The 25,974-nt window shown below is 67.6% G+C and carries 21 protein-coding genes and 9 pseudogenes; 19 read left to right on the forward strand and 11 right to left on the reverse strand.

The features are described from left to right. Position 1: 1 nt before the first annotated feature. On the reverse strand, positions 2 to 508 hold the full coding sequence (locus L6444_RS04885) for a DUF3060 domain-containing protein (protein WP_236981109.1): 507 nt from the start codon (positions 506 to 508) through the stop codon (positions 2 to 4). Positions 509 to 548: 40 nt separating this feature from the next. Then, positions 549 to 926, reverse strand: coding sequence for a DUF3060 domain-containing protein (locus L6444_RS04890; RefSeq protein ID WP_236981111.1), 378 nt, complete (start codon positions 924 to 926; stop codon positions 549 to 551). 168 nt (positions 927 to 1,094) lie between these two features. On the opposite strand from L6444_RS04890, the gene L6444_RS04895 reads away from it, so the two are divergent. The 8 genes and pseudogenes from L6444_RS04895 to L6444_RS04930 all read left to right on the forward strand — a co-directional run bounded on the left by L6444_RS04895 (position 1,095) and on the right by L6444_RS04930 (position 9,607). Next, positions 1,095 to 1,748, forward strand: a complete 654-nt coding sequence (locus L6444_RS04895; RefSeq protein WP_236981113.1) for a TetR/AcrR family transcriptional regulator — start codon at positions 1,095 to 1,097, stop codon at positions 1,746 to 1,748. A 262-nt stretch (positions 1,749 to 2,010) separates the two neighbouring features. Further along, on the forward strand, positions 2,011 to 2,385 hold the full coding sequence (rpsL, locus tag L6444_RS04900; RefSeq protein WP_007167812.1) for a 30S ribosomal protein S12: 375 nt from the start codon (positions 2,011 to 2,013) through the stop codon (positions 2,383 to 2,385). Further along, positions 2,385 to 2,857, forward strand: a pseudogene (gene rpsG / locus L6444_RS04905) (30S ribosomal protein S7). Before rpsL ends, rpsG begins: the two are co-directional and overlap by 1 nt. A gap of 70 nt (positions 2,858 to 2,927) precedes the next feature. Beyond that, positions 2,928 to 5,036 (forward strand): annotated as a pseudogene (fusA, locus tag L6444_RS04910) (elongation factor G). Between the two features lie 99 nt (positions 5,037 to 5,135). Beyond that, the gene (gene tuf, locus L6444_RS04915; RefSeq protein WP_236981115.1) at positions 5,136 to 6,326 is read left to right on the forward strand and encodes an elongation factor Tu; all 1,191 of its coding nucleotides are present in this window, start codon (positions 5,136 to 5,138) and stop codon (positions 6,324 to 6,326) included. A 388-nt stretch (positions 6,327 to 6,714) separates the two neighbouring features. Beyond that, on the forward strand, positions 6,715 to 7,497 hold the full coding sequence (locus L6444_RS04920) for an SHOCT domain-containing protein (RefSeq protein ID WP_236981117.1): 783 nt from the start codon (positions 6,715 to 6,717) through the stop codon (positions 7,495 to 7,497). Between the two features lie 87 nt (positions 7,498 to 7,584). Beyond that, a pseudogene (locus L6444_RS04925) lies at positions 7,585 to 8,408 on the forward strand (mycofactocin-coupled SDR family oxidoreductase). A 25-nt stretch (positions 8,409 to 8,433) separates the two neighbouring features. Beyond that, positions 8,434 to 9,607: pseudogene (locus tag L6444_RS04930) on the forward strand (NAD(P)/FAD-dependent oxidoreductase). A gap of 16 nt (positions 9,608 to 9,623) precedes the next feature. Here L6444_RS04930 and L6444_RS04935 read toward each other — a convergent pair. The 4 genes from L6444_RS04935 to mftR are packed head-to-tail and all read right to left on the reverse strand — an operon-like array spanning position 9,624 to position 13,071. After that, complete coding sequence (locus tag L6444_RS04935) at positions 9,624 to 10,862, reverse strand: VOC family protein (protein ID WP_236981125.1); 1,239 nt, start codon at positions 10,860 to 10,862, stop codon at positions 9,624 to 9,626. Further along, positions 10,859 to 11,368, reverse strand: coding sequence for an RNA polymerase sigma factor (locus tag L6444_RS04940; RefSeq protein WP_236981126.1), 510 nt, complete (start codon positions 11,366 to 11,368; stop codon positions 10,859 to 10,861). Before L6444_RS04940 ends, L6444_RS04935 begins: the two co-directional genes overlap by 4 nt. 54 nt (positions 11,369 to 11,422) lie before the next feature. Further along, entirely contained in the window at positions 11,423 to 12,481 is a 1,059-nt protein-coding gene (locus tag L6444_RS04945) for a DUF2332 domain-containing protein (protein WP_236981128.1), read from the reverse strand. Then, positions 12,478 to 13,071, reverse strand: a complete 594-nt coding sequence (gene mftR, locus L6444_RS04950; RefSeq protein ID WP_236983815.1) for a mycofactocin system transcriptional regulator — start codon at positions 13,069 to 13,071, stop codon at positions 12,478 to 12,480. The genes L6444_RS04945 and mftR overlap by 4 nt, the downstream gene beginning before the upstream one ends. A gap of 118 nt (positions 13,072 to 13,189) precedes the next feature. Here mftR and mftA point away from each other — a divergent pair, with 118 nt between their 5' ends. From mftA to mftG, 7 genes and pseudogenes are all read left to right on the forward strand, one after another. After that, positions 13,190 to 13,279, forward strand: a complete 90-nt coding sequence (gene mftA, locus L6444_RS04955; RefSeq protein ID WP_236981137.1) for a mycofactocin precursor MftA — start codon at positions 13,190 to 13,192, stop codon at positions 13,277 to 13,279. After that, positions 13,264 to 13,593, forward strand: coding sequence for a mycofactocin biosynthesis chaperone MftB (mftB, locus tag L6444_RS04960; protein ID WP_236981139.1), 330 nt, complete (start codon positions 13,264 to 13,266; stop codon positions 13,591 to 13,593). The genes mftA and mftB overlap by 16 nt, the downstream gene beginning before the upstream one ends. Further along, a complete protein-coding gene (gene mftC, locus L6444_RS04965; RefSeq protein WP_236981149.1) occupies positions 13,590 to 14,792 on the forward strand; it encodes a mycofactocin radical SAM maturase in 1,203 nt (400 codons plus the stop codon). The genes mftB and mftC overlap by 4 nt, the downstream gene beginning before the upstream one ends. A gap of 2 nt (positions 14,793 to 14,794) precedes the next feature. After that, positions 14,795 to 15,971, forward strand: a pseudogene (gene mftD / locus L6444_RS04970) (pre-mycofactocin synthase MftD). Between the two features lie 216 nt (positions 15,972 to 16,187). Then, positions 16,188 to 16,886 (forward strand): mycofactocin biosynthesis peptidyl-dipeptidase MftE, encoded by a 699-nt coding sequence (mftE, locus tag L6444_RS04975; protein WP_236983816.1) that lies wholly within the window; start codon positions 16,188 to 16,190, stop codon positions 16,884 to 16,886. Beyond that, positions 16,883 to 18,295 carry a mycofactocin biosynthesis glycosyltransferase MftF gene (gene mftF, locus L6444_RS04980; RefSeq protein WP_236981151.1) on the forward strand — a complete coding sequence of 471 codons (1,413 nt, stop codon included), beginning with the start codon at positions 16,883 to 16,885 and terminating at the stop codon, positions 18,293 to 18,295. The genes mftE and mftF overlap by 4 nt, the downstream gene beginning before the upstream one ends. An 8-nt stretch (positions 18,296 to 18,303) precedes the next feature. Further along, a complete protein-coding gene (mftG, locus tag L6444_RS04985) occupies positions 18,304 to 19,746 on the forward strand; it encodes a mycofactocin dehydrogenase MftG (RefSeq protein WP_236981153.1) in 1,443 nt (480 codons plus the stop codon). Positions 19,747 to 19,776: 30 nt separating this feature from the next. Here mftG and L6444_RS30010 read toward each other — a convergent pair whose 3' ends face one another. The 5 genes and pseudogenes from L6444_RS30010 to L6444_RS30980 all read right to left on the reverse strand — a co-directional run bounded on the left by L6444_RS30010 (position 19,777) and on the right by L6444_RS30980 (position 23,880). Beyond that, on the reverse strand, positions 19,777 to 20,499 hold the full coding sequence (locus L6444_RS30010; RefSeq protein WP_459551906.1) for a PE family protein: 723 nt from the start codon (positions 20,497 to 20,499) through the stop codon (positions 19,777 to 19,779). A 143-nt stretch (positions 20,500 to 20,642) separates the two neighbouring features. Then, positions 20,643 to 21,894, reverse strand: a pseudogene (locus tag L6444_RS04995) (cytochrome P450). Between the two features lie 53 nt (positions 21,895 to 21,947). Next, a pseudogene (locus L6444_RS30015) lies at positions 21,948 to 22,877 on the reverse strand (PE family protein); the annotation flags it as partial. A 246-nt stretch (positions 22,878 to 23,123) separates the two neighbouring features. After that, positions 23,124 to 23,345, reverse strand: a pseudogene (locus L6444_RS30975) (PE family protein); the annotation flags it as partial. 287 nt (positions 23,346 to 23,632) lie between these two features. Continuing rightward, positions 23,633 to 23,880, reverse strand: a pseudogene (locus tag L6444_RS30980) (hypothetical protein). A gap of 127 nt (positions 23,881 to 24,007) precedes the next feature. Between L6444_RS30980 and rpsJ the strand changes: the two are divergent. The 4 genes from rpsJ to rplW are packed head-to-tail and all read left to right on the forward strand — an operon-like array spanning position 24,008 to position 25,944. Continuing rightward, positions 24,008 to 24,313: a 30S ribosomal protein S10 gene (gene rpsJ / locus L6444_RS05005; protein ID WP_003873519.1), complete on the forward strand. Its 306-nt coding sequence runs from the start codon at positions 24,008 to 24,010 to the stop codon at positions 24,311 to 24,313. A 16-nt stretch (positions 24,314 to 24,329) separates the two neighbouring features. Continuing rightward, on the forward strand, positions 24,330 to 24,983 hold the full coding sequence (rplC, locus tag L6444_RS05010; RefSeq protein WP_236981155.1) for a 50S ribosomal protein L3: 654 nt from the start codon (positions 24,330 to 24,332) through the stop codon (positions 24,981 to 24,983). Then, positions 24,983 to 25,642, forward strand: a complete 660-nt coding sequence (rplD, locus tag L6444_RS05015) for a 50S ribosomal protein L4 (RefSeq protein ID WP_236981157.1) — start codon at positions 24,983 to 24,985, stop codon at positions 25,640 to 25,642. Before rplC ends, rplD begins: the two co-directional genes overlap by 1 nt. Continuing rightward, entirely contained in the window at positions 25,642 to 25,944 is a 303-nt protein-coding gene (gene rplW / locus L6444_RS05020; protein ID WP_180916934.1) for a 50S ribosomal protein L23, read from the forward strand. Before rplD ends, rplW begins: the two co-directional genes overlap by 1 nt. Positions 25,945 to 25,974: the final 30 nt, after the last annotated feature.

Genomic DNA, 25,974 nt, shown 5'->3' on the forward strand with positions numbered 1-25,974 from the left:
TTTAACCCTTGGTGACGGTGTTGCCGGGGCCGATCTTGTCGACCTTCGGGTCGCCGTTCTTGTAGGTGATGGTGTTGTCCATCCCCAGCACGGTGATGCGGGTCTTGACGTTGTCGATGGTGATCTTGTTGTTCATCCCGCCGACGCTGACGGTGTCGCAGTTGCCGTTGACGGTCAGGGTGTTGTCCGACCCGGTGACGTTCAGCGACTTGCCCTCTTCGCACGAGATGGTGGCGGTCTGCCCCTTGTATGCGTAGACCACGGTGTTGCCCACCTGCACCGAGGTGCTGATGGTGGGGCCGTTCTCGCCGGTGGTCGTCTCCGCCGTGCCGCTACTCGACGTGGCTGTCGACGACTTGGCCGACGACGAAGCCGAGCTGCTGCCACCTGGCGGGGTGGCGGTCGAACTGCAGCCGACCAGCGCTGCCGCGCCGGCGACAGACAGCGCGCCCACCAGGGCCGCCAGCCCCCTCACCCGAGGCGGTAAACCAGTTGTGTTGGCGCGCATAGTTTTTCGATCCTCTCCAGGTTTGAGGGGTTGGCTGGGTTCAGGCGCCGACGCGCTGGATCCGGTTGGTCATGCCCAATTCGCGACCGCGGTCCCAGATGAACGGGTCGCCGTTGTGGAAGAACACGGTGCCGTCGTAGCCGTAGACCGTGATGTCGTTGATCACCGTGTCGGCGATGACGGTGTTGGACGTCCCCATCATCGTGACCGCCCAGCAGGTGCCCTTGGCGGTGACGATGTTGGCGGTCCCGTTGACGATCAGGGTGGAGTCATTGCAGTCGATCGTCGTCTCGATGCCCTGCCCGGTGATGTGGGTGTCGCCGTTCTTGGCATGCGCGACCGGGGCCGGGGCGGCGCAGATGGCAGCAATGCTCGACGCACTGAGTGCCAGTGCTGCGGCGGCGGTTGTCCATCTCACTGCGGGCCCCCCTGTCGTCGGGCGGGTGATGTGCGTCTGAGCCTACGTCGAAGGGCCGGTGGGACGACAGACCCAACACGAGAACCGCGCGTGGGTGTCGGCCGCTGCTGGTCGGAGTCAACTAGAGTCATTAGTTGAACGGCCATCTGAACCGAAGGGCGAACCGCCATGGCAGCTCAGCCGGATCCACCGTCGACCGGTGCCCGCGCGCGCGGCGGGAAGTCCGGGACCCGCCAGGCCAAGCTGAGTCGCGACGGCATCGTCGAGGGCGCGCTGACGTTCCTGGACCGCGAGGGCTGGGATTCGCTGACCATCAACGCCCTGGCCACCCAGCTCGGGACCAAGGGGCCGTCGCTGTACAACCATGTCGACAGCCTCGAGGACTTGCGCCGGGCGGTGCGCATCCGGGTCATCGACGACATTATCACGATGCTGAATCGGGTCGGGGAGGGCCGGGCCCGCGACGACGCCGTGCTGGTCATGGCCGGCGCCTACCGCAGCTACGCGCATCACCATCCGGGCCGGTACTCGGCGTTCACCCGGATGCCGTTCGGTGGCGAGGACCCCGAGTACTCGGCTGCGACCAAGGGGGCGGCGGCACCGGTCATCGCGGTGCTGTCGTCCTACGGCCTGGACGGCGAGGACGCGTTCTACGCCGCGCTGGAGTTCTGGTCGGCGATGCACGGCTTCGTGCTGCTGGAGATGACCGGCGTGATGGACGACATCGACACCGACGCCGTCTTCTCCGACATGGTGTTACGGCTGGCGGCTAGCATGGACACCCGCAGCGCGGTGTCCGCCGACCGGGATGTGCTCCGCTGACCGCTCCGGCGCCGGTGGAAGGACCGCTTTGACCTGCCAGACCAGCGGCGGGTATTGTGGTGGCTCGTGCCTGGCGGCTTACGGCGCCTGACGTAAGGGAACGAATGCCGGGCTAATTCGCATGTCCACGACGCATCGGAGCTGGCTCCGGTGCCCCGCGTATGCGACACGCCCGGACGTGGGGTGACGAGTGAACCCCTTCGCGGGGCATAACTGCAGTACAGAGACTTGACGTAGAACGAGAGACAGAGAAAGCCGGTAGATGCCAACCATCCAGCAGCTGGTCCGCAAGGGTCGTCGCGACAAGATCGCCAAGGTCAAGACCGCGGCTCTGAAGGGCAGCCCGCAGCGTCGTGGCGTGTGCACTCGCGTGTACACCACCACCCCGAAGAAGCCGAACTCGGCGCTCCGGAAGGTCGCCCGTGTGAAGCTGACCAGCCAGGTCGAGGTGACCGCCTACATTCCCGGTGAAGGGCACAACCTGCAGGAGCACTCGATGGTGCTGGTGCGTGGCGGCCGGGTGAAGGACCTGCCCGGTGTCCGTTACAAGATCATTCGCGGTTCGCTGGACACCCAGGGCGTGAAGAACCGCAAGCAGGCTCGCAGCCGTTACGGCGCCAAGAAGGAGAAGAGCTGATGCCGCGCAAGGGGGCCCGCACCCAAGCGTCCGTTGGTCAACGACCCGGTCTACGGGTCGCAGCTGGTCACCCAGCTGGTGAACAAGGTTTTGCTGCAGGGGGAAGAAATCGCTGGCCGAACGCATTGTCTATGGTGCGCTCGAGCAGGCCCGCGACAAGACCGGCACCGACCCGGTGATCACCCTCAAGCGTGCTCTGGACAACGTCAAGCCCGCTCTGGAGGTGCGTAGCCGCCGCGTCGGCGGCGCGACCTACCAGGTGCCCGTCGAGGTGCGTCCGGACCGGTCCACCACGCTGGCACTGCGCTGGCTGGTCAGCTTCTCGCGGCAGCGCCGGGAGAAGACGATGGTCGAGCGGCTGGCCAACGAGATCCTCGATGCCAGCAACGGCCTGGGTGCCTCCGTCAAGCGGCGTGAGGACACCCACAAGATGGCCGAGGCAAACCGCGCCTTCGCGCACTATCGCTGGTGACGCAGCCGGCGCAGTAGCCGGAGCGCTGACAGCGAACTAACCAAGCAATCGAAAGAGTGGGAAGACTTCTGTGGCACAGAAGGACGTGCTGACCGACCTGAGCAAGGTCCGCAACATCGGCATCATGGCGCACATCGATGCCGGCAAGACCACGACCACCGAGCGCATCCTCTACTACACCGGTATCAGCTACAAGATCGGTGAGGTGCACGACGGTGCCGCCACCATGGACTGGATGGAGCAGGAGCAGGAGCGGGGTATCACCATCACCTCGGCCGCTACCACGACGTTCTGGAAAGACCACCAGATCAACCTGATCGACACCCCCGGGCACGTCGACTTCACCGTCGAGGTGGAGCGCTCGTTGCGGGTGCTGGACGGCGCTGTTGCGGTGTTCGACGGCAAGGAGGGCGTCGAGCCGCAGTCCGAGCAGGTCTGGCGGCAGGCCGACAAGTACGACGTCCCGCGCATCTGCTTCGTCAACAAGATGGACAAGATCGGCGCCGACTTCTACTTCTCGGTGCGCACCATGGAAGAGCGGTTGGGCGCCAACGTCATTCCGGTGCAGTTGCCGATCGGTTCCGAGGGCGACTTCGAGGGCGTCGTCGACCTGGTCGAGATGAACGCCAAGGTGTGGCGGGGCGAGACCAAGCTGGGCGAGACCTACGACACCATCGAGATCCCGGCCGATCTGACCGAGCGGGCCGACGAGTACCGCACCAAGCTGCTCGAGGCGGTCGCCGAGACCGACGAGGCGCTGCTGGAGAAGTACCTGGGCGGCGAGGAACTCACCGTCGAGGAGATCAAGGCTGCGCTGCGCAAGCTGACGATCAGCTCCGAGGCGTACCCGGTGCTGTGCGGCAGCGCGTTCAAGAACAAGGGCGTGCAGCCCATGCTGGACGCCGTCGTCGACTACCTGCCGTCGCCGCTGGACGTGCCGCCGGCCGTGGGCCACGCCCCGGGCAAGGAGGACGAGGAGATCGTCCGCAAGCCGTCCACCGACGAGCCGTTCTCGGCGCTGGCGTTCAAGGTCGCGGCGCACCCGTTCTTCGGGAAGCTGACCTACGTCCGGGTGTACTCGGGCAAGGTCGACTCCGGTTCGCAGGTCATCAACGCGACCAAGGGCAAGAAGGAGCGGCTGGGCAAGCTGTTCCAGATGCACTCGAATAAGGAGAACCCGGTCGAAACCGCTTCGGCGGGCCACATCTACGCGGTGATCGGGCTGAAGGACACCACCACCGGCGACACCTTGTGCGACCCGAACAACCAGGTCGTGCTGGAGTCGATGACCTTTCCGGACCCGGTGATCGAGGTGGCCATCGAGCCCAAGACCAAGAGCGACCAGGAGAAGCTGAGCCTGTCGATCCAGAAGCTCGCCGAGGAGGATCCCACCTTCAAGGTGCACTTGGACCAGGAGACCGGCCAGACCGTGATCGGCGGGATGGGCGAGCTGCACCTGGACATTCTGGTGGACCGGATGCGCCGCGAATTCAAGGTCGAGGCGAACGTCGGCAAGCCGCAGGTGGCCTACAAGGAGACCATCAAGCGCAAGGTGGAGAACGTCGAGTTCACCCACAAGAAGCAGACCGGTGGCTCGGGTCAGTTCGCCAAGGTGCAGATCAGCCTGGAGCCCTTCACCAGCGAGGACGGCGCCACCTACGAGTTCGAGAGCAAGGTCACCGGTGGGCGCATCCCGCGCGAGTACATCCCGTCGGTGGATGCCGGTGCGCAGGACGCCATGCAGTACGGCGTGCTGGCCGGCTACCCCCCTGGTGAACTTGAAGGTCACGCTGCTCGACGGCGCTTTCCACGAGGTTGACTCGTCGGAAATGGCGTTCAAGATCGCCGGTTCGCAGGTTCTGAAGAAGGCTGCGCAGCAAGCGCAGCCGGTGATCCTGGAACCGATCATGGCCGTCGAGGTCACCACACCCGAGGACTACATGGGTGATGTGATCGGCGACCTGAACTCCCGCCGTGGCCAGATCCAGGCCATGGAGGAGCGGGCAGGAGCGCACGTGTCGTCAAGGCGCACGTGCCGCTGTCGGAGATGTTCGGCTATGTCGGCGACCTGCGGTCCAAGACGCAAGGCCGGGCGAACTACTCCATGGTGTTCGACTCCTACGCCGAAGTGCCGGCGAACGTGTCGAAGGAAATCATCGCCAAGGCGACCGGCGAGTGATCTTCAGCCAGGAGTAACCTGGCCCGGTTACAACCGCGGCAAAACCTAGAAAAATCAAAACTGCTTTAACGAGCACCAACAGTCCAGGAGGACACAGAAGTGGCGAAGGCGAAGTTCCAGCGGACCAAGCCCCACGTCAACATCGGGACCATCGGTCACGTTGACCACGGCAAGACCACCCTGACCGCGGCTATCACCAAGGTCCTGCACGACAAGTACCCGGACCTCAACGAGTCCAAGGCGTTCGACCAGATCGACAACGCTCCTGAGGAGCGTCAGCGCGGTATCACGATCAACATCGCGCACGTGGAGTACCAGACGGAGAAGCGTCACTACGCGCACGTCGACGCCCCCGGCCACGCGGACTACATCAAGAACATGATCACCGGTGCCGCCCAGATGGACGGCGCGATTCTGGTGGTCGCGGCGACCGACGGCCCGATGCCGCAGACCCGTGAGCACGTGCTGCTCGCGCGTCAGGTGGGCGTGCCCTACATCCTGGTGGCGCTGAACAAGTCGGACGCCGTCGACGACGAGGAGCTGCTCGAGCTCGTCGAGATGGAGGTCCGCGAGTTGCTGGCCGCCCAGGAGTTCGACGAGGACGCCCCGGTGGTTCGGGTCTCGGCGCTCAAGGCGCTCGAGGGCGACGCCAAGTGGGTCGAGTCGGTCGAGCAGCTGATGGACGCGGTCGACGAGTCGATTCCGGACCCGGTCCGCGAGACCGACAAGCCGTTCCTGATGCCCGTCGAGGACGTCTTCACCATCACCGGCCGCGGCACCGTGGTCACCGGTCGGGTGGAGCGCGGCGTGGTCAACGTGAACGAGGAAGTCGAGATCGTCGGCATCCGCCCGACCACCACCAAGACCACGGTCACCGGTGTGGAGATGTTCCGCAAGCTGCTCGACCAGGGTCAGGCCGGCGACAACGTCGGTCTGCTGCTGCGTGGTGTCAAGCGTGAGGACGTCGAGCGCGGTCAGGTCGTCATCAAGCCCGGCACCACCACGCCGCACACCGAGTTCGAGGGCCAGGTCTACATCCTGTCCAAGGACGAGGGCGGCCGGCACACGCCGTTCTTCAACAACTACCGTCCGCAGTTCTACTTCCGCACCACCGACGTGACCGGTGTGGTGACGCTGCCGGAGGGCACCGAAATGGTGATGCCCGGTGACAACACCAACATCTCGGTGAAGCTGATCCAGCCCGTCGCCATGGACGAGGGGCTGCGGTTCGCGATCCGGGAAGGTGGCCGCACCGTCGGCGCCGGCCGGGTCACCAAGATCATCAAGTAAGTCTGTTCGGAACGGAGCCCGGACCGTCATGTGGCGGTCCGGGTTCTGTCGTTTCTGGGTCGTTTCCGGTGTAGTTTCCCGGGGCCGTTTCCGGGGTTCGTGCGGGCCGCGCCATCGCCTTACCGCCCCGCCCAACGTCACGCTGGCGTGACTCTCGCCGCTCGAGCGTCACGCTGGCGTGACGCTCGGCGAGGTGGCGGGCGGCGCCGGGGCTCGGCGGCGAGGTGGCGGGCGGGGCCCGGGGCTCGGCGGCGAGGTGGCGGGCGGCGCCGGGGCCCGGCGGCGAGGTAAGGAGGCGGCCTTGCCGGCGGCGCGAATTTGGGATCGGTAGCCCCAACCCGAGCGCTAGTGTGACATCACCTTTCGGGCTCTAGCGAGGAGTGGGCACATGCTGGCGCGGTATATCAAGATGCAACTGCTGGTGCTGTTGTGCGGCGGCCTGGTCGGGCCGATCTTCCTGGTGGTCTACTTCGCGACCGGGTTCGGGCAGGTGCTGTCGTGGATGTTCTACGCCGGCCTGCTGATCACGGTCGCCGATGTGCTGATCGCCATCGCGATGACGTATTACGGGGCGAACGCGCAGGCCAAGTCGGAGTTCTTAGAGCAGCACGGGGTGCTGGCGCTGGCGCAGATCGTCGGGCTCACCGAGACCGGAACCCGCATCAACGACCAGCAGGTGGTCAAGGTGCGCCTGCACGTTTCGGGGTCGGGGATCACGCCGTTCGAGAGCGAAGACCGCGTCATCGCCAGCGTGACCCGGCTCGGCAACCTCACCGCGGGCAAGCTCGTCGTGCTGGTCGACCCCGCCACCAACGAATACCGAATCGACTGGGAGCGAAGCGCATTGATCAACGGGCTGGTGCCCGCCCAGTTCTCCGTCGAGGAAGACGGCCGAACCTACGACCTGCGTGGCCAGTCCGGGCCGTTGCTGGAGATTCTGCAGATCCTCAAGGCCAACAACATCCCGCTGAACCGGATGGTCGACGTCCGTTCGAATCCGGCACTGCGGCAACAGATTCAGGGGGTGGTGCGCCGGGCCGCCCAATCGCAGGCGGCGCCGCAGTCCTCGGTCGCCGACCGCCTGCAGGAACTGGACTCGCTGCGCGCCAGCGGCGCGGTCAACGACCAGGAGTACGCCAGCAAGCGCGCCCAGATCATCTCCGAGATCTGACCGCGCCGCCCTCGCGGACCAGCAGTGAGCCAACTAGAACACGTTTCAATTCCGCTGCTAACGTAACGGGCAGCGAAAGGGGAGCCGATGGCTGGATCACTGCAAGGACAGGTCGCCTTCATCACCGGGGCCGCCCGCGCCCAGGGCCGCTCGCACGCGGTGCGGCTGGCCCGCGAAGGAGTTGACATCATCGCCTCCGACATCTGCGCGCCGGTGTCGGACACCATCAGCTACCCGCCGGCCACACCGGAGGATCTGGCCGAGACCGTGCGCGCGGTCGAGGCCGAGGGGCGCAAGGTGCTGGCCCGCCAGGTCGACATCCGCGACGACGCGGCGTTGCGGCAACTGGTCTCCGACGGTGTCGAGCAGTTCGGCCGCCTCGACATCGTCGTCGCCAACGCCGGAGTGCTCGGCTGGGGCCGGGTGTGGGAGCTCACCGACGAGCAGTGGGACACCGTCGTCGGGGTCAACCTCACCGGCACCTGGCGGACGCTGCGGGCCACGATCCCGGCGATGATCGAGGCCGGCAACGGCGGTGCCATCGTGGTGGTCAGTTCGGCGGCCGGGCTGAAGGCCACCCCCGGCAACGGTCACTACGCGGCCAGCAAGTTCGGGCTGACCGGGCTGACCAACACTTTGGCCCTCGAGCTCGGTGAATACGGTATTCGGGTCAACTCCATCCACCCCTATTCCGTCGATACCCCGATGATCGAGCCGGAGGCGATGATGGAGGTGTTCGCCAAGCATCCCCGCTTCGTGCATGCGTTCCCGCCAATGCCCATGCAGTACAAGGGTTTTATGTCACCCGACGAGGTGTCCGACGTCGTCGTGTGGTTGGCCGGGCCGGCCCGGGCTCGGGCACCTTGTCCGGTACCCAGATCCCCGTCGATAAGGGTGCGCTGAAGTACTGAGCGGCCGCCGTGGTATGAACACCACGTGACCAACGGAATCGTGATCGTCGGCGGCGGCCTGGCAGCCGCCCGGACCGCCGAGCAGCTGCGCCGCGCCGAATACGACGGCCCCATCACCATCGTCAGCGACGAGGTACACCTGCCGTACGACCGGCCTCCACTGTCCAAGAGGAGGTGCTGCGCAGCGAGGTCGAGGACACGGCTCTCAAGCCGCGCGAATGGTACGACGAGAAGAACATCACCCTGCGGCTGGGATCGGCGGCCACCGGGTTGGACACTGCGGCAAAGACTTTGACGCTGGCTGACGGATCCACCGTCGGCTACGACGAACTCGTCATCGCGACGGGCCTGGTGCCGCGGCGCATCCCGAGCTTCCCCGCGATCTGGAGGGCGTCCGGGTGCTGCGATCGTTGGACGAGTGCCTGGCGCTGCGCAACCACGCCACCTCGGCGAAGAAGGCGGTGGTGATCGGGGCCGGCTTCATCGGCTGCGAGGTGGCGGCCAGCCTGCGCGGCCTCGGTGTGGACGTGGTGCTGGTCGAGCCGCAGCCGACCCCGCTGGCCTCGGTGCTGGGCGAACAGATCGGCGCGTTGGTGACACGCCTGCACCGGGACGAGGGCGTCGATGTTCGCACCGGCGTGGGGGTGGCCGAGGTACGCGGCGATGGGCACGTCGACGCCGTGGTGCTCAGCGACGGCACCGAACTGCCGGCCGACCTGGTGGTCGTCGGCATCGGGTCGCACCCGGCGACCGACTGGCTCGACGGCAGCGGCGTCGAAGTCGACAACGGCGTCGTCTGTGACGAGGCGGGCCGTACCAGCGTGCCCAACGTGTGGGCGCTCGGCGACGTCGCTTCCTGGCGTGATGCGACGGGACATCAAGCGCGCGTGGAGCATTGGAGCAATGTCGCCGATCAGGCCAGGGTCGTGGTGCCGGCGCTGCTGGGCCGCGAAGTGCCGTCGGTGGTGGTCGTCCCGTATTTCTGGAGCGACCAGTATGACGTGAAGATTCAGTGTCTCGGTGAGCCGGAAGCCACCGACATCGTGCATATCGTCGAGGACGACGGGCGCAAGTTCCTGGCCTACTACGAGCGCGACGGCGTGCTGGTCGGCGTGGTCGGCGGCGGGCTGCCGGGCAAGGTGATGAAGACGCGCGCCAAGATCGCCGCCGCGACACCCATTTCCGAGATGCTGAGCTAGCCCCGCTCGCGCCCCTTCAGGACTGTCCCAGATAGAACCGCGAGCCCTGGTCGTCGGTGCATTCGGCGGACAGTCCGTACGGTTGCCGGGACGGTTCGGCCAGCACGGTGCCGCCGGCTTCGCGGACCTTGGCGACCGCGGCGTCGATGTCGGCCACCGTCCACATCGGCACCACAGCCGGACGCCGGCTGCCGCCCGCGGCGCCCGACATCGGGTGGGCATCGCGCACCGCCCAGCCGTCGTCGATGCGACCCGGTTCGAACGTCCACCCCAGCACCCGGCCGTAGAAGTCGCGGAACGCCGCGGAGTCGGCCACCTCGTAGGTGACGTAGGAGACTTCACCGGGCCCGGATCCGTTGAGCTCCGGGCGTTTGACGCCCGGGGTCGCTGCGAAGACGGCGAACGCCATGCCCTGGGAATCCGTCGCGTCCAGGACGGCGCCGTGCTCGGTTTGCCGGACCTCGCCGGTGCTGCCGCCGGCCTCTGCGATGGCGGCGCGGGCAGCGGCGAGGTCGGCGACCGCGTAGCAGCAGAACAGGGTCGGCGTGCCGGGACCGGCGAAGATCCCGGTGGGCAGGTCGGTGTTGGTCACCTGCTGCGACGCCGGGTCGTAGCTCCAACCCAGCACCTTGCGGTAGAAGGTGGCCGCGCGGTCGGCGTCGGGAACGCGCACCGAGATGTACCCGATGTCGCCGGGACGGATCGGTGTGGCCAACGGTCCGCTGAGCATCCAGCGGTGACCGAACGGGTCGATGATCGTCGCGTTGCGCGATCCGTGGTTTTCATAGATTTCGCGCACCACCTCGGCGCCGTGGGCGCGGGCCTGTCGCAGCGTCGCGTCGGTGCTCGCGACGTGCAGCATCAGGCTCACCGAAACAGCTTCCGGGGCAGGTGCTTTCAGTCCCATCTCGGGAAACTCGTCGGCCAGGTACAGCACACCGCGGCCGATTTCGAGCTCGGCGTGGCCGATTCGGCCGTCCGGCATCACGATCGGTTCACCGATCACCGCCGCACCGAAAGCTTCGGTGTACCAGGCGATTGCGGCGCGGGCATCGGCGACGCTGAGGTAGGGCAGCGCGGCCGGTCGTGGTTCGGTCAGTTCGGCGACGGCCGCGGCGGATCCGCTCATGGTGATTCCTTCCGGTAGTGCCAATGCGGTTTGCAGGCGCCGGCGCAATTGCGCCGCGAACGCCGGATCGGGTTGTACCGGAAGGTCATCGGTGCGCAGCACGTGCAGCGGGTCTTGTCGACTCATGACGTGCCTCCTTCCGGATACTCTTTCCTGAACGCTCGTTTGGCGCGGATCAACAGCGCCTCGGTGGCAGGCACGGTGCGGCCGAGCAGTTGGGCGCATTCCCCGACGGTGCAATCGTCGAGATAGCGCAGCACCAACACCGCGCGGTGTGGGTCGCCGAGACGGTTCAGCACGTTCTCGGCGACCAGCCGGTCCAGTTCGGCGTCCCAGTCGTCGAACGCGTCGGTCGGCGGCTCGGCGATCGGCTCGGGATCCTGCCGGCGCCGGTAGTGGTCGGCGAGCTTGTGCCGCGCGACGCCGAGCAACCACGGGACCGAGATCGGCGGCGGGTCGCCGCGGCGCGCCACGTCCATCGCGGCCAGGAACGTCTCGGAGGTAAGGTCCTCGGCCGTTCCCCGGTCCCGGCAGCGCCGCACGAAGTAGCCGTACACCACCGGTAGCGCCTCGTCGTACAGCGCCAACAGCGCGCCTGCGGCGTCGCCACGGTGATCCGATTGGGCGCTCACACTCTTATCGTCGCGTCAACGGCCCGAAATCCGACGCCCTGCATCCAAAAATTTTCATTGCCAGTGCACCGGCGGTCCGTGCGCGTGGCATTCGGCCAGCACCCGGTTACCGCCGCGCGGCCAACTGGCCAGCCGCACCAGGAACTTCAGCGGTGCACCGGGGCCGTCGCGGGCGGGCTCCATGGTCAGATGTGCCAACGGGGCGCGGCTGGTGGCCGCGGCGGCCAGCGCGCCGACCGCCTCTCGGATCGTTGTCTGTTCCTCGGCGGGCAGATACTGCCAGGTGACCGAATGCCACAGCACGGTCAGCGCCCCGTCGGCCAGGGTCAGCCCGGTGACGGCGGCACCGGCCGTTCGGCGTTCCAGCTGTGCGGGCACCTCGCGCGCGACCGCGATCGCGCCGCGCAACCTGCGCAGCCGCGCGTCCTGGTCGGGCCAGACATAGCTCAACACGGTCAGTTCCCCGTCGGTGCCGGTGACGTCCAGCGGGGCGATGTCGAAGCCGCGTCGTTCGACGATGCGCACCTCGCCGGCCGGGGGCAGTTCGCCGCGCCAGGCGTCTTCGAGCAGCACCGGGGAGTCCTGCGGTCCCCAGCGGCCACCGGTGAATCGGTAGTGGTAATGGTCTGCGCGCAAATTCAGGCCCGCGCTGCACCCGATCTCGAAAAGCCTTACCGGTAGCCCGAATTCGTTGGTCAGGCGGCGCAGGCCGCCGATCAGCGCGGCCGAGCGGCCCACCTCGTTGGTCTGCGGTGGCGCCGTTAGAGCCGCGCGCAGCACGCCGGCATGTTCGGCCGCCACTCGCACGATCTCGGGCCAGGCGCGCTGCGCGTCCCAGCGGCCCCCGGCACTGGGGTACCAGCGGCGCAGGTCCGCGGCCCGGCCTTCGAGCACCATCCGGTGCAGGCCGCCGAGTAACCGCAACGGCACCGCGTGGCGCGAGGGTGCGTCCTCGTAGCCGGCCAGGATGCCGGCGAACTCGCCGCCGGCCGCCACGTCGGCGGCGACCCGCTCGAACAGTTCGCCGTACATCGGCGAGCCGGAACCGGCGCAGAAGCGCCCCTGCGAGCGCAAGGTGTGCAGCAGGTGCTCGGTGCCGTGTCTGTCGCTCACCCGATCCCGTCCAGGCTGGCGCCGACGACGTCGTAGGCGGTGCCGAGTGCGGCGGGCAACGGGACCGATTCGTCGCCCAGCCAGAATTCGTATGCGCTCAGTGCCACGCCGAGCATCGTCCAGGCAACGGTCTGCGGCAGCAGGTCGGTGGCTTTGCAGTTCGTCCGGTGCGCGACGAACCCGGCGATCACCTCCCGCCACCCGGCGTACATGGTCATCGAATACGCTTGCAGCTCAGCGGTTTCCAGTATCACGCGCATCCGCTGGCGATGCCTTGCCGCTTCGCATTCGTCGAAGGTGTTGAACTCCAGCAGCGCCGTCCGCAGTGCCTCACGCAACGGAACACCAGGGTCGACGCCGTCGAGCAACTCGCGCAGCTGAGCGAGATAACTGTCGAATTCGCCCCAGGGGATCGCGTTCTTCGACGCGTAGTAGCGGAACAGCGTGCGGCGGGAGATACCGGCGGCCTGGGCGACGTCGTCGACGCTCACCTCGGCGAAGCCGCGGGCGGCGAACAGGTCGATGGCGACGTCGGCGATGTGCAACGGCGTCGTCGAGCGGCGCCGGCCGACCCGCGATTCGGGCAACATCAGCACCCGCCCTTCCATTACGGCACTCGATGCCATATTCTTGTCGACGATTGTGACCCCAACCACTCACAATGTCTATCCCCGGCTATCCCCGAGTTCAGCGAGAAAGGCAAGCGATATGGACAACGAGAACCAGACCGAGACCGAACTGGTCACCGAGATCCTCGTCGAAGAGGTTTCCATCGACGGCATGTGCGGGGTCTACTGACCGTGCCTGCGCCCGCGCGGACGGGGCGGCTCGACGTGACCGAGTTCGACCCCGACCGCGGCTGGCGCCTGCACCCGCAGGTGGCCGTTCGACCGGAACCATTCGGCGCGCTGTTGTACCACTTCGGTACCCGCAAGCTGTCGTTCCTGAAGAACCGCACCATCCTGGCGGTGGTGGAGTCGCTGGCCGACCATCTCGACGTCCGGTCCGCCTGCCGCGCCGCCGGAATAGACGATCACGAGCAGGCGCCCTATCTGCACGCCCTGGGCGTGCTGGCCCGCTCCGACATGCTGGTACCCAGGGAGACTCCATGACAGTGCCCGTCCAAGCCGCCCCAGTCCCCAGCTTGATCGAGCAGTTCGAGCACGGCCTCGACGCGCCGATCTGCCTGACCTGGGAGCTCACCTACGCCTGCAATCTGGCGTGCGTGCACTGCCTGTCGTCGTCGGGCAAGCGCGATCCGCGCGAGCTGTCCACCCGCCAGTGCAAGGACATCATCGACGAGCTGGAACGCATGCAGGTGTTCTACGTGAACATCGGCGGCGGCGAACCCACTGTGCGCCCAGACTTTTGGGAATTGGTGGACTACGCGACCGAACACCATGTCGGGGTGAAGTTCTCCACCAACGGGGTGCGCATCACGCCCGAGGTGGCCGCGCGGTTGGCCGCCAGCGACTACGTCGACGTCCAGATCTCGCTGGACGGCGCGACCGCCGAGGTCAACGACGCGGTGCGGGGCGAGGGATCCTTCGCCATGGCGTGCCGGGCCTTGGAGAACCTCGCCGCGGCCGGCTTCAAAGACGCGAAGATCTCGGTGGTGGTCACCCGGCACAACGTCGGCCAGCTCGACGAGTTCGCCGCGCTGGCCAGCCGGTACGGGGCGACGCTGCGGATCACCCGGTTGCGGCCCTCCGGGCGCGGCGCCGACGTCTGGGAGGATCTGCACCCGACCGCAGAGCAGCAGAAGCAGCTGTACGACTGGCTGGTCGCCAAGGGTGAGCGGGTGCTCACCGGCGACTCGTTCTTCCACCTGGCGCCGCTGGGTGCTGCCGGCGCGCTGTCGGGTCTGAACATGTGCGGCGCCGGCCGGGTGGTGTGCCTGATCGACCCGGTGGGCGACGTCTACGCCTGCCCGTTCGCCATCCACGACCGCTTCCTGGCCGGAAACATCCTGTCCGACACAGGTTTCGGTACCGGCTTTGCGAATGTCTGGAAGTACGCCCCGCTGTTCCGCGAGCTGCGTGAGCCGCAGTCGGCAGGTGCGTGCGGCAGCTGCGGGCACTACGACAGTTGCCGCGGCGGCTGCATGGCGGCGAAGTTCTTCACGGGTCTGCCGCTGGACGGTCCGGATCCCGAATGCGTCCAGGGCTACGGCGGCCCGGCGCTGGCAGCCGAACGCCAGACACCGCGTCCTCGTGTCGACCACTCGCGCGGCCGGCGGCTCAGTGCCCCGGTGCCGCTCACCCTCTCCGTGAGACCGCCGACCCGGCTCTGCAACGAAAGCCCCGTGTAGTCATGGCAGACCAATGGTTTGAAACCGTCGCAATCGCTCAACAACGCGCTAAGCGGCGGCTGCCGAAATCGGTCTATTCGTCTTTGATTTCCGCCAGCGAAAAAGGCGTGACGGTTGCCGACAATGTCGCGGCGTTCAGCGAACTCGGCTTCGCGCCCCACGTCGTCGGCGCGAGCGAAAAGCGGGACCTCGCAACCACCGTTATGGGACAAGACATCTCGCTGCCGGTGCTGATCTCGCCCACCGGAGTGCAGGCGGTGGACCCGGACGGCGAGGTGGCCGTCGCGCGGGCCGCTGCGGCCCGCGGCACCGCAATGGGCCTGTCGTCGTTCGCCAGCAAGCCGATCGAGGAAGTCATCGCCGCCAACCCCAAGATCTTCTTCCAGGTCTACTGGCTGGGCAGCAGGGACTCGATCGCCGAGCGGGTCGAGCGGGCCCGGCAAGCGGGCGCGGTCGGCTTGATCGTCACCACCGACTGGTCGTTCTCGCACGGGCGCGACTGGGGCAGTCCCAAGATTCCCGAGCAGATGAACCTCAAGACCACGTTGCGGATGTCGCCGGAGGCGATCTTCAAGCCGCGGTGGTTGTGGAAGTTCGGCAAGACGTTGCGACCGCCGGACCTGCGGGTGCCCAATCAGGGCCGGCGCGGCGAGACCGGCCCGACGTTCTTCGAGGCTTACGGCGAGTGGATGGGAACGCCGCCACCGACCTGGGAAGACATCGCCTGGCTGCGGGAGTTGTGGGGCGGTCCGTTCATGCTCAAGGGGTGTGATGCGCGTCGATGACGCGAAAAGGGCTGTGGATGCCGGTGTTTCGGCGATCTCGGTGTCCAATCACGGCGGCAACAACCTGGATGGCACGCCGGCCTCGATCCGTGCTCTGCCGCCCATTGCCGACGCGGTCGGCGACCAGGTCGAGGTGCTGTTCGACGGCGGTATCCGGCGCGGCAGCGATGTCGTCAAGGCGGTGGCGCTGGGGGCGCGCGCGGTGATGATCGGGCGGGCGTACCTGTGGGGGCTGGCCGCGGCCGGCCAACCCGGTGTCGAGAACGTCCTGGACATCCTGCGCGGTGGCATCGACTCGGCGCTGATGGGCCTCGGGCTCTCGTCGATCCACGACCTGCGTCCCGATGACATTTTGATCCCGGACGGCTTCACCCGGGCATTGGGCGTGGGCTGAGGCGGATTGCGCGACTTGTACCACAGACTTCGACGGCGCGAAAGAGGCTGAAACGCCTAACGAAAATCGGGTCTTGAATAGGTGATACGGGCGTGGCAGTCGTGGCGAACGAGCACTGATTTTTTCCGCCAATCAAGAGGGTTGAAAAATTTTTGAATTGGTAGGGCAACAATTGGTGCACGCCAGGTTAATTCGTCCTACCATCGGCAAGTGCCAATGCTCGGCGGACTGGGAAGTGCGACGTCTAGTCAGCTATTGATATCCACCCCGTCGTCAATTTTGATTCCGTTGGGTTCCACCGAACAGCATGGCCCGCACCTGCCGTTGGACACCGACACCCGAATCGCGACCGCCGTCGCCGGCGCGATCGGTGCCCGCCTCGACTGGCCGGTGGCGCCCGCGATCGCCTACGGCGCCAGCGGCGAGCACCAGAGTTTCGCCGGAACGATCTCGATCGGCACCGAGGCTCTGGCCGCCCTGCTGGTCGAGTACGGGCGCTCGGCCACCGGCTGGACGCGGCGCCTGGTCTTCGTCAACGGCCATGGCGGCAATGTCGCAGCCCTGACCCACGCGGTCAGCTTGTTGCGGTCCGAAGGCCGCGACGCCGGCTGGTGCCCGTGTGTGTCCGGCGGCGGCGACGCGCATGCCGGTCACACCGAAACTTCGGTCCTACTGCACATTTCACCGGAGGCCGTCCGCACCGAGCGGATCCGGGCGGGCAACGACGCGCCACTGCGCGAGTTACTACCGGCGATGCGCCGGGGCGGGGTGGCGGCAGTGAGCGACATCGGCGTGCTGGGGGACCCCACCACGGCCACCGCGGTCGAGGGGAGGCGGATCTTTGCTGAGATGGTCGACGACGGTATCGGTCGTATCGCCCGGTGGCGGCCCGGGGCCGACGGGATGTTGACATGACACAAACCCGACTGCCGAACGGGTTTGCGGTGCAGGTCGATCGTCGCGTGCGGGTACTCGGCGACGGCAAGGCCCTGCTCGGTGGCTCACCGACCCGGTTACTGCGGTTGGCGCCCGCCGCGCAGAGCATGCTGTGCGACGGCCGCCTGCAAGTCCAGGACGAGGTCAGCGCCCAGCTGGCCCGCACCCTGCTCGACGCGACGGTAGCCCATCCACGGCCGGCCACCGGTCCGTCACACCGCGACGTCACCGTCGTTATTCCGGTGCGCGACAACGTAATCGGCGTGCGCCGGCTGGTGGAATCACTGCGCGGCCTGCGGGTCATCGTGGTGGACGACGGCTCGGTGCGCCCGGTGGAACTCGACGATTTCGCCGGCGTCTACTGTGACGTCGAAGTTCTGCACCACCCCCGCAGCAGGGGCCCGGCGGCCGCCCGCAACACCGGCCTGGCCGCCTGCACCACCGACTTCGTCGCGTTCCTGGACTCGGATGTGGCGCCGCGACGCGGGTGGCTGGAGGCCCTGCTCGGCCACTTCTGCGATCCCACTGTCGCGCTGGTGGCGCCGCGCATCGTCGGCCTGATGCCGACCGAGAATGTGATTGCCCGCTACGAGGCCGTGCACTCGTCGCTCGACCTGGGCCTGCGGGAGGCGCCGGTACTGCCGCACAGCACGGTGTCCTATGTGCCCAGCGCCGCGATCGTCTGCCGCACCTCGGCGATCCGCGGGGTGGGTGGCTTCGACGAGACACTGCACTCCGGAGAAGACGTCGACTTGTGTTGGCGGCTGGTGGAAGCCGGTGCCCGGTTGCGCTACGAACCGATCGCGCGGGTCGCGCACGACCATCGGACCGAATTGCGGGACTGGATCGCCCGTAAGGCCTTCTACGGTGGTTCGGCGGCACCGCTGTCGGTGCGGCACCCCGACAAGACCGCACCGGTGGTCATCTCCGGGTGGGCATTGATGGCCTGGATCCTGATGTCGCTCGGGACCGGACTGGCCCAGCTGGCCTCGATAATGGTGGCGCTGGTCACCGGTCGGCGCATCGCCAAGGCGATGCGCAGCGCCGAGACGTCACTGTGGGATGTGATCGTGGTCGCCACCCGGGGGTTGTGGTCGGCCGCGCTGCAACTGGCGTCGGCGCTGTGTCGGCATTACTGGCCGGTGGCGCTGATCGCGGCGATCGTGTCCCGGCACTTCAGGCGGGTCGTGGTGGTCGCGGCGGTGGTGGACGGTGTGGCGGATTGGCTGCGCCGGCGCGATGCGGCGGAGGACGACGCCGAACCGATCGGATTGCTGACCTTCCTGTTGCTCAAGCGGGTCGACGATCTGGCCTACGGAATCGGCTTGTGGTACGGGGTGCTGCGGGAACGCAACCTCAGCGCGCTCAAGCCGCAGATCCGGACGTAGCGGCCGGCTTGTCCGCGGTCGCCGGGCACAGCGACGTCTTGGTCGTCGGCGCCGGAAGCGCTGGTTCGGTTGTTGCCGAACGTCTTTCCACCGACCCCAGCCGCACCGTGCGGGTTCTGGAAGCCGGGCCCGGATTGTCCGATGCCGCCCTGTTGGCCCGCACCCGCAACGGGCTGCAACTGCCGATCGGGTCGGGCAGCCCGCTGGCCGAGCGTTATCTGACGACGCTGACCGATCATCCGGTGCACCGGATGCCGATCGTGCGGGGCACCACGTTGGGCGGTTCCGGCGCCGTCAACGGCGGCTACTTCTGCCGGGGCCTACCCGGCGACTTCGACGGGCTCGGGCTGCCGGGTTGGGCGTGGTCCGACGTGCTGGAGCATTTCCGTGCCATCGAGACCGACCTCGATTTCGACACTGCCGTGCACGGTGGCAGCGGGCCCATCGCGGTTCGGCGGACGTCGGAGTTCACCGGTACCTCCGATGCGTTCGTCGCAGCTGCCGAGCGTGCCGGATTCAGCTGGCTGCCGGACCTCAATGATGTTGGGCCGCAGCTACCTTCGGGTATCGGCGCGGTGCCGCTGAACATCGTCGACGGCGTGCGTACCGGCCCTGGGGCGGCCTTTCTGTTGCCGGCGCTGCGGCGCCCCAATCTGACCCTGTCGGAGCGCACCCGCGCCCTGCGGTTGTGCTTCTCCGGCGTCACCGTGGCGGGGGTCGATGCGGTCGGTCCGGACGGCCCCGTGGTTTTTACTGCTGATCGAATCGTATTGTGCGCGGGCGCGATTCGATCGGCGCAGTTGCTGATGCTGTCGGGGGTGGGGCAGGAGGCGATGCTGCGGGAGGCCGGGGTCGACGTGCGCGCGACGTTGCCGGTCGGTGCCCGGTGCAGCGATCATCCGGAATGGGTGATGCCCACCGACTGGAACGTGGCAGTGGATCGGCCGGTGCTGGAGGTGGTGCTGACCACCGCTGACGGCATCGAGATTCGGCCGTACACCGGCGGTTTCGTGGCGATGACCGGTGATGGCAGTGCCGGGCACCGGGACTGGCCGCATGTCGGTGTTGCGCTGATGCGGCCGCGGTCGCGCGGACGGATCACCCTGACCTCAGCGGATCCCGGTGTGCCGCCCCGGATCGAACATCGCTACGACAGCGAACCCGGTGACGTCGCAGACCTGCAGGCGGGTGTCGAGCTGGCTCGCGAATTATGCGGTACCGCAACGCATATCGGACCGTCGGCTTGGTCGACGTCGCAGCACCTGTGCGGCAGCGCCCCGATGGGCCGCACGGGTGATTCAAATGCTGTCGTCGACAATAAGTGTCGCGTTGTCGGCTTCGAAAACCTCTGGGTGATAGACGGTTCCGTGCTGCCGGTGGTCCCCAGCCGCGGGCCGCACGCCACCATCGTGATGCTTGCGCACCGTGCGGCGGAATTCGTTCAGGAGTAAATCTCGCCAAAGCGCGCGGCGGTCGGAAAATCAGCCGCTAGCAGCCGAGCTCTCGTAGATCGTTCCGACGCGTCCGGTCGAGGATGTGGTGGTCGCGGGTACCGCCCGTGCCGCCAGCGGAGCCGGCAGCGCCGAGACCGCTGACGCCTGAGTGTCCACTTCGACGACCTGCGCGGCGCCGGCCTGCAGCGACGGGATCGGTTGACGCGTCACCGACCCCACCGATCCCGCCGCTACTGCCGACCCCGGCGAACCCACCGACCCGAGCTGGGTGGCCGGTGTTGTCGCAGGGCCCCCCGGCCCCAACGGTCCAACAAGTGCCGTCGGCGTTGGTGCGCCGGCGGCGGGCGCCACCTGGGCGCCGTGACTGAGTACCGAGCGTCCCAGCGTCGGCGCAGGCAGGGCCGCGTCGGTCTGGATGCTTGCGACGTTCGTCGCTTCGCTCAGGCCGTACTGCTGAGCGCCGAGACCCATCAGTTCCACGAACTGGTTGTGGAAGGCCGCGGCCTGCGCGCTGATCGCCTGGAATGCCTGGGCGTGCGCCCCGAACATGGCCGCGATCGCTGCCGAGACCTCGTCCGCGCCCGCGGGTGCCAGTGCGCCCATCGTCGGACCTACCGCCATTGCGGTGGCGTCGTTGACCGCCGTACCGATATTCGCCAAATCCGTTGCCGCAGCGGCAACATAGTCTGGCGCGGCGATTACATACGACATTCCGGTCCCCCAGCTAGCTGGATAGAGTCCGCTGCCCACCTACGAACCTTGCCCCCAGGGTCAAATGCTAGCCACGGGCGCGGGGTCGCCGCGGGGTTTTCGCGAAATCCGTTCCGGCCGCCTGGCCGGGCGCGGCTACCGCCGACCGGACACGATGCGGCGGACCGGGTGCAGCCGGCGGGCTACCGCAGCGAGTAGCGAATCGGCATGTGCTTGAGCCCGCCCACGAAAGTGGTGGCGGACAGCTGGGGTTCGCCGTTGAATTCGATGGACTTCAGTCGCGGCAGCAGCTCGGAGAAGAAGCTGCTGATCTCCATCCGGGCCAGGGCCGCGCCCAGGCAGAAGTGGATCCCGTGGCCGAATGCCAAGTGCCGGTTCGGGTCTCGTGCGACGTCGAAGCGGAACGGATCGTCGAACACCTCCTCGTCGCGGTTGGCCGAGACGTAGGACAGATACACCGATTCGCCTTTGGCGATGGGGACTCCGCGCACGGTGGTGTCAGCCGTGGCGGTGCGCATGAACTCCTTGACCGGCGTCACCCAGCGGACCATTTCCTCGGTGGCCAGCGGCATCAGTTCGGGGTGGTCGGTCAAGCGCCGTAACTGATCCGGGTTTTCGATCGGCGCTCGCAGTCCACCGGAGATGGTCGCGCTGGTGGTGTCGTGACCGGCGGTGGCCACGATCACGTAGTAGGACGCGGTGTCCATGTCCGACAACGGCTCGCCGTCGATGCGGGCATTGGCGATGGCCGACGCCAGGTCCTCGGTCGGGTTGGCCCGTCGCGAGGCGGTGAGCTCGTTGAAGTAGGCGAAGAACTCGAACAGCACCTGCAGCTGCTCTTCGGGGGTGGTGCCGCGCCGGAACTCGGTGTCGTCACCGCCGAAGAGCTCCTGGGTGAGGCTGAGCATCCGGGGGGAAGTCCGACTCGGGCAGACCCAGCAGCGACAAGATGACATAGAGCGGGTAGCGCTGGCCGACCTCGGTGGCGAAGTCGCATTCGGTACCGGCTTCCAGCATCTTGTCGACGTGGATCTTGGCCAGCTCGTCGACCCGTACCTTCAGCGCCCGCATCGCCTTGGGGCGAAACCAGTCCGCCCCGATGGCCCGGACCGCCCGGTGCTGCGGGTCGTCCATGTGCACGAGGGTGCGCAGTCCCATCCCGCTGTCGAGCAGCGACTGCGCCAGGTCGTCGGCCTCGGCCGGTGCCAGCAGCGGGCGGGGTGCACTGATGAACAGCTCGTTGTTGCGTTCGATCTCCATGACGTCGGCGTGCTTGGTGATCGCCCAGAACGGCCGGAACGGGGGACGATCGACCAGCGACACCGGCGCGTGTGCCCGCAGGTGGGTCATGGCCGCGTGCAGCCGCGGCTCGTCGGCGTAGGCGGTGGGGTCGGCGAAGATCTTGGCGGCGTCTTCGATGATCGGTGTGCCCATCTCTTGAGTGTCGGTCATCGGGGGTCCGTGTGGCGAGGGTCGCCGGGTGGCGGCTATGCGATCCCCGGCAGACCGTCCAGACCGAGGAGGCCGCCCGCGCCACCGGCTCCCAGGTGGCCGTTGGTGTCGGACACACCGGCGTTGCCGCCGCCGCCGCCGTTTCCGATGATCTGAGCGTCGCCGCCCTTACCGCCGTTGCCGCCGAAGCCGGCCGGTGGGCCGATGGGGACGTCGCCGCCGGCACCCCCCGCACCTCCGTTGCCGATCACCCCGGAGCGGCCGCCGGCACCGCCGTCCCCGCCTTGGCCTCCGCCGCTGTGATGGACGTCGGTATGGCCCGACCTGGTGCCGCCTTCGCCGCCGGCTCCGCCATTGCCGAAGAAGAAGCCCGCGTTTCCGCCGGCCCCGCCGTCTCCGCCGTCACCGATCTCGTTGACCCCACCGCCGACGCCGCCGGCCCCGCCTTGTCCGCCGTTGCCGCTGAAGAAGCCGCCCTCGCCCCCGGCTCCGCCCGCGCCGGCGATCATCCCGTTGCCGCCTCTGCCGCCGGCGCCACCGGCGCCGCCGAACCCTCCGCCGTTGCCGCCGGCACCGCCGGTGCCGCCCAGTCCGGCCTCGGGGTAGCTAGGGGAAGCATCTCCGCCGGCCCCGCCGGCTCCGCCGTTCGCAAACAGCCCGCCGGCCCCGCCGTGGCCGCCGGCACCGCCGTAACCGACCTGCCCGGCGGTGCCGCCCGCGCCACCAGCTCCGCCGGGGGCGAACAGCCCGCCGTTCCCCCCATTGCCACCGGTCCCCGCCGTCGCCAGGCCGGTGCTGGCGCCGAGGCCGCCGGTGCCGCCGGCGCCTCCGGCCCCGCCGAGAAATCCGCCCGCCCCGCCGTTGCCGCCGCTTCCCACGACGCCGCCGACGTTGGCCAATCCGCCGGCACCGCCGGCGCCACCGCTGCCTGCGAAGAAGCCGCCTGCGCCGCCGTTCCCGCCGTTATGGCCGGTCCAACCAGAGCCGCCCGCGCCACCGTTGCCGACCAGCCATCCGGCGTCGCCGCCGTTGGCGCCGGTTCCGGGAGCGCCGTTGGCGCCGTCACCGATCAGCGGGCGTCCGGTCAGTGCCACGCTCGGCGCGTTGACTGCGTTGAGTAGGCCCTGTTCGAGGGTCTGCAGCGGGTTGACCGCGGCGGCCTCGGTGGACGTGTACTGGCCGGCGGCGCTATTCAGCAGTTGCACGAACTGCTGATGGAACTGCTCCGCGCGGGAACTCAAACTCTGGTAGCTCTGCGCATGGGAGTTGAAAATTCCGGCGATCGCCTCCGACACTTCGTCAGCGGCGGCCGCCAGGAGATTCGTGGACGGACCCGCTGCTGCCGAGTTGGCCGCGCTGACGATCGACCCGAGGTTGGCCAGATCTGAAGCCGCGGTGATCATTTGGTCCAGACCAGCGCTCACATACGACATGTCCAACCGCCTCCCCGACTGGGATCGACTGCCCGCCGCACCGACGAGTTACGAGAATCAGACATTAACACCGCATCGGAAACTCAAATTGATTTCAAATGAAATGACGTCTGCGCCTCCTTACGGGTGCCGGCTGCGTCCAGCAGGGCTGACTTTTCCGACCGGTCCGGTGGGTCGCGCGGACGCTCCGGGGTGGCTCCGTCAGGTCGCCGGTGGCCCCCGGAGCGGGTCCGGCAACGGATTTACGCTGGTAAGGCTAGTGAGCGCGAGGGTTTCTGCCGATCGAATCAGTGTGCCGAACCGAGCGGATGGGGCTCTTTGGACGCGCAACCGTCTCGGTCGGTCGGGGATTTGGCCGCGCCGCCGATCTGAGGCATACTGTTCAGGTTGCCCAGCGCCAGGTTTGCGCCTGGACGGGCATACGACCAGCGCCCACCAGGGCGCGTCCGGTCCCATCCTTGGAGAGCGACTATTTCGGCCGCCTACAAGGCTGCGTGCGGGTGACACACCCGACCGCGGGGAGCGGATGGACCACGACAGGTAAACAGCGGCGCAGTTCCGGCGCAACGCTCGATCGGCCCTCCTCAGGGCGGCCGGTCCGCGCGCCGGGGCGCACCAGGTCCGGACCCGGGCTCGAGTGTGGAAGATGAGGTAGGAGAAGCGTGGCGGGACAGAAGATCCGCATCAGGCTTAAGGCCTACGACCATGAGGCTATTGACGCGTCGGCGCGCAAGATCGTCGAGACCGTCGTACGCACTGGGGCCAGCGTCGTAGGACCGGTGCCGCTGCCGACAGAAAAGAACGTGTACTGCGTCATCCGCTCACCGCATAAGTACAAGGACTCGCGGGAGCACTTCGAGATGCGCACGCACAAGCGGCTGATCGACATCCTCGACCCGACGCCGAAGACCGTTGACGCGTTGATGCGCATCGATCTGCCGGCCAGTGTCGACGTCAACATCCAGTAGGGGATCGGCGAAGCAAATGGCGAGAAAAGGCATTCTGGGTACCAAGCTGGGCATGACGCAGGTATTCGACGAGAACAACCGAGTCGTGCCTGTCACGGTGGTCAAGGCTGGACCGAACGTGGTGACCCGCATCCGCACCCCGGAGCAGGACGGGTACAGCGCGGTGCAGCTGGCGTACGGCGAGATCAGCCCGCGCAAGGTGAACAAGCCGGTGACCGGTCAGTACGCGGCCGCGGGCGTCAACCCGCGCCGGCACCTGGCCGAGTTGCGGCTGGACGATGCGGCGGCAGCGGCCGAGTACGAGGTCGGCCAGGAGCTGACGGCGGAGATCTTCGCCGACGGCGCCTACGTCGACGTGACCGGCACCTCCAAGGGCAAGGGCTTCGCCGGAACCATGAAGCGGCACGGTTTCCGCGGCCAGGGCGCCAGCCACGGTGCCCAGGCGGTGCACCGCCGGCCGGGCTCGATCGGCGGATGTGCTACTCCGGCAAGGGTGTTCAAGGGCACCCGGATGGCCGGGCGGATGGGCAACGACCGGGTCACCGTGCAGAACCTGGTGGTGCACAAGGTCGATGCCGAGAACGGCGTGCTGCTGATCAAGGGTGCGGTCCCCGGCCGCACCGGCGGACTCGTCGTGGTCCGCAGCGCGATCAAGCGAGGTGAGAAGTGATGGCGCTCAAGATCGACGTCAAGACGCCGGCAGGAAAGGTCGAAGGCTCCATCGAGCTGCCGGCCGAGCTGTTCGACGCTCCGGCGAACATCGCGTTGATGCACCAGGTGGTCACCGCGCAGCGCGCGGCCGCCCGGCAGGGTACGCACGCGACGAAGACCCGCGGCGACGTCAGCGGCGGTGGCCGTAAGCCTTACCGGCAGAAGGGAACCGGCCGCGCCCGCCAGGGTTCGACACGGGCCCCGCAGTTCACCGGTGGTGGCACCGTGCACGGTCCGCAGCCGCGCGACTACAGCCAGCGCACGCCCAAGAAGATGATCGCCGCCGCATTGCGGGGCGCGTTGTCGGACCGGGCGCGCAACGGACGCATCCATGCGGTCACCGAGCTGGTGGAAGGTCAGACGCCCTCGACGAAGAGTGCCGCGGCGTTTCTGGCCACGCTGACCGATCGCAAGCAGGTCCTGGTGGTCGTCGGCCGCAGCGACGAGGCCGGCGTGAAGAGTGTGCGCAACCTGCCCGGTGTGCACATCCTGCCGCCGGACCAGCTCAACACGTACGACGTGTTGCGGGCCGACGACGTGGTGTTCAGCGTGGAGGCGCTCAACGCCTACATCGGCTCACACACCGGAACCGCGACCGCCGAGGAGGTTTCGGCCTGATGACGACCATCGCTGACCCCCGCGACATCATCCTGGCGCCGGTCATCTCGGAGAAGTCCTACGGACTGCTCGACGACAACGTGTACACCTTCGTGGTGCACCCCGATTCGAACAAGACGCAGATCAAGATCGCTGTCGAGAAGATCTTCGCCGTCAAGGTCGCATCGGTGAACACCGCGAATCGGCAGGGCAAGCGCAAGCGCACCCGCACCGGTTACGGCAAGCGCAAGAGCACCAAGCGCGCGATCGTGACGCTGGCGCCGGGCAGCAAGCCGATCGACCTGTTCGGAGCACCGGCCTAAGCGCCGCGCGCGAGAGAAAGATCTGATTAG

The sequence above is a fragment of the Mycobacterium kiyosense genome (assembly GCA_021654635.1).
Classification (GTDB): Bacteria; Actinomycetota; Actinomycetes; order Mycobacteriales; family Mycobacteriaceae; genus Mycobacterium; species Mycobacterium kiyosense.

Bases quoted from the DNA above. Each gene is read 5' to 3' on its own strand.
- L6444_RS04885 (WP_236981109.1), bottom strand. From the start codon at position 508: ATGCGCGCCAACACAACTGGTTTACCGCCTCGGGTGAGGGGGCTGGCG.
- L6444_RS04895 (WP_236981113.1), top strand. From the start codon at position 1,095: ATGGCAGCTCAGCCGGATCCACCGTCGACCGGTGCCCGCGCGCGCGGC.
- rpsL (WP_007167812.1), top strand. From the start codon at position 2,011: ATGCCAACCATCCAGCAGCTGGTCCGCAAGGGTCGTCGCGACAAGATC.
- L6444_RS04920 (WP_236981117.1), top strand. From the start codon at position 6,715: ATGCTGGCGCGGTATATCAAGATGCAACTGCTGGTGCTGTTGTGCGGC.
- L6444_RS04935 (WP_236981125.1), bottom strand. From the start codon at position 10,862: ATGAGTCGACAAGACCCGCTGCACGTGCTGCGCACCGATGACCTTCCG.
- mftR (WP_236983815.1), bottom strand. From the start codon at position 13,071: ATGTTGCCCGAATCGCGGGTCGGCCGGCGCCGCTCGACGACGCCGTTG.
- mftA (WP_236981137.1), top strand. From the start codon at position 13,190: ATGGACAACGAGAACCAGACCGAGACCGAACTGGTCACCGAGATCCTC.
- mftC (WP_236981149.1), top strand. From the start codon at position 13,590: ATGACAGTGCCCGTCCAAGCCGCCCCAGTCCCCAGCTTGATCGAGCAG.
- mftE (WP_236983816.1), top strand. From the start codon at position 16,188: ATGCTCGGCGGACTGGGAAGTGCGACGTCTAGTCAGCTATTGATATCC.
- mftF (WP_236981151.1), top strand. From the start codon at position 16,883: ATGACACAAACCCGACTGCCGAACGGGTTTGCGGTGCAGGTCGATCGT.
- rplC (WP_236981155.1), top strand. From the start codon at position 24,330: ATGGCGAGAAAAGGCATTCTGGGTACCAAGCTGGGCATGACGCAGGTA.
- rplD (WP_236981157.1), top strand. From the start codon at position 24,983: ATGGCGCTCAAGATCGACGTCAAGACGCCGGCAGGAAAGGTCGAAGGC.
- rplW (WP_180916934.1), top strand. From the start codon at position 25,642: ATGACGACCATCGCTGACCCCCGCGACATCATCCTGGCGCCGGTCATC.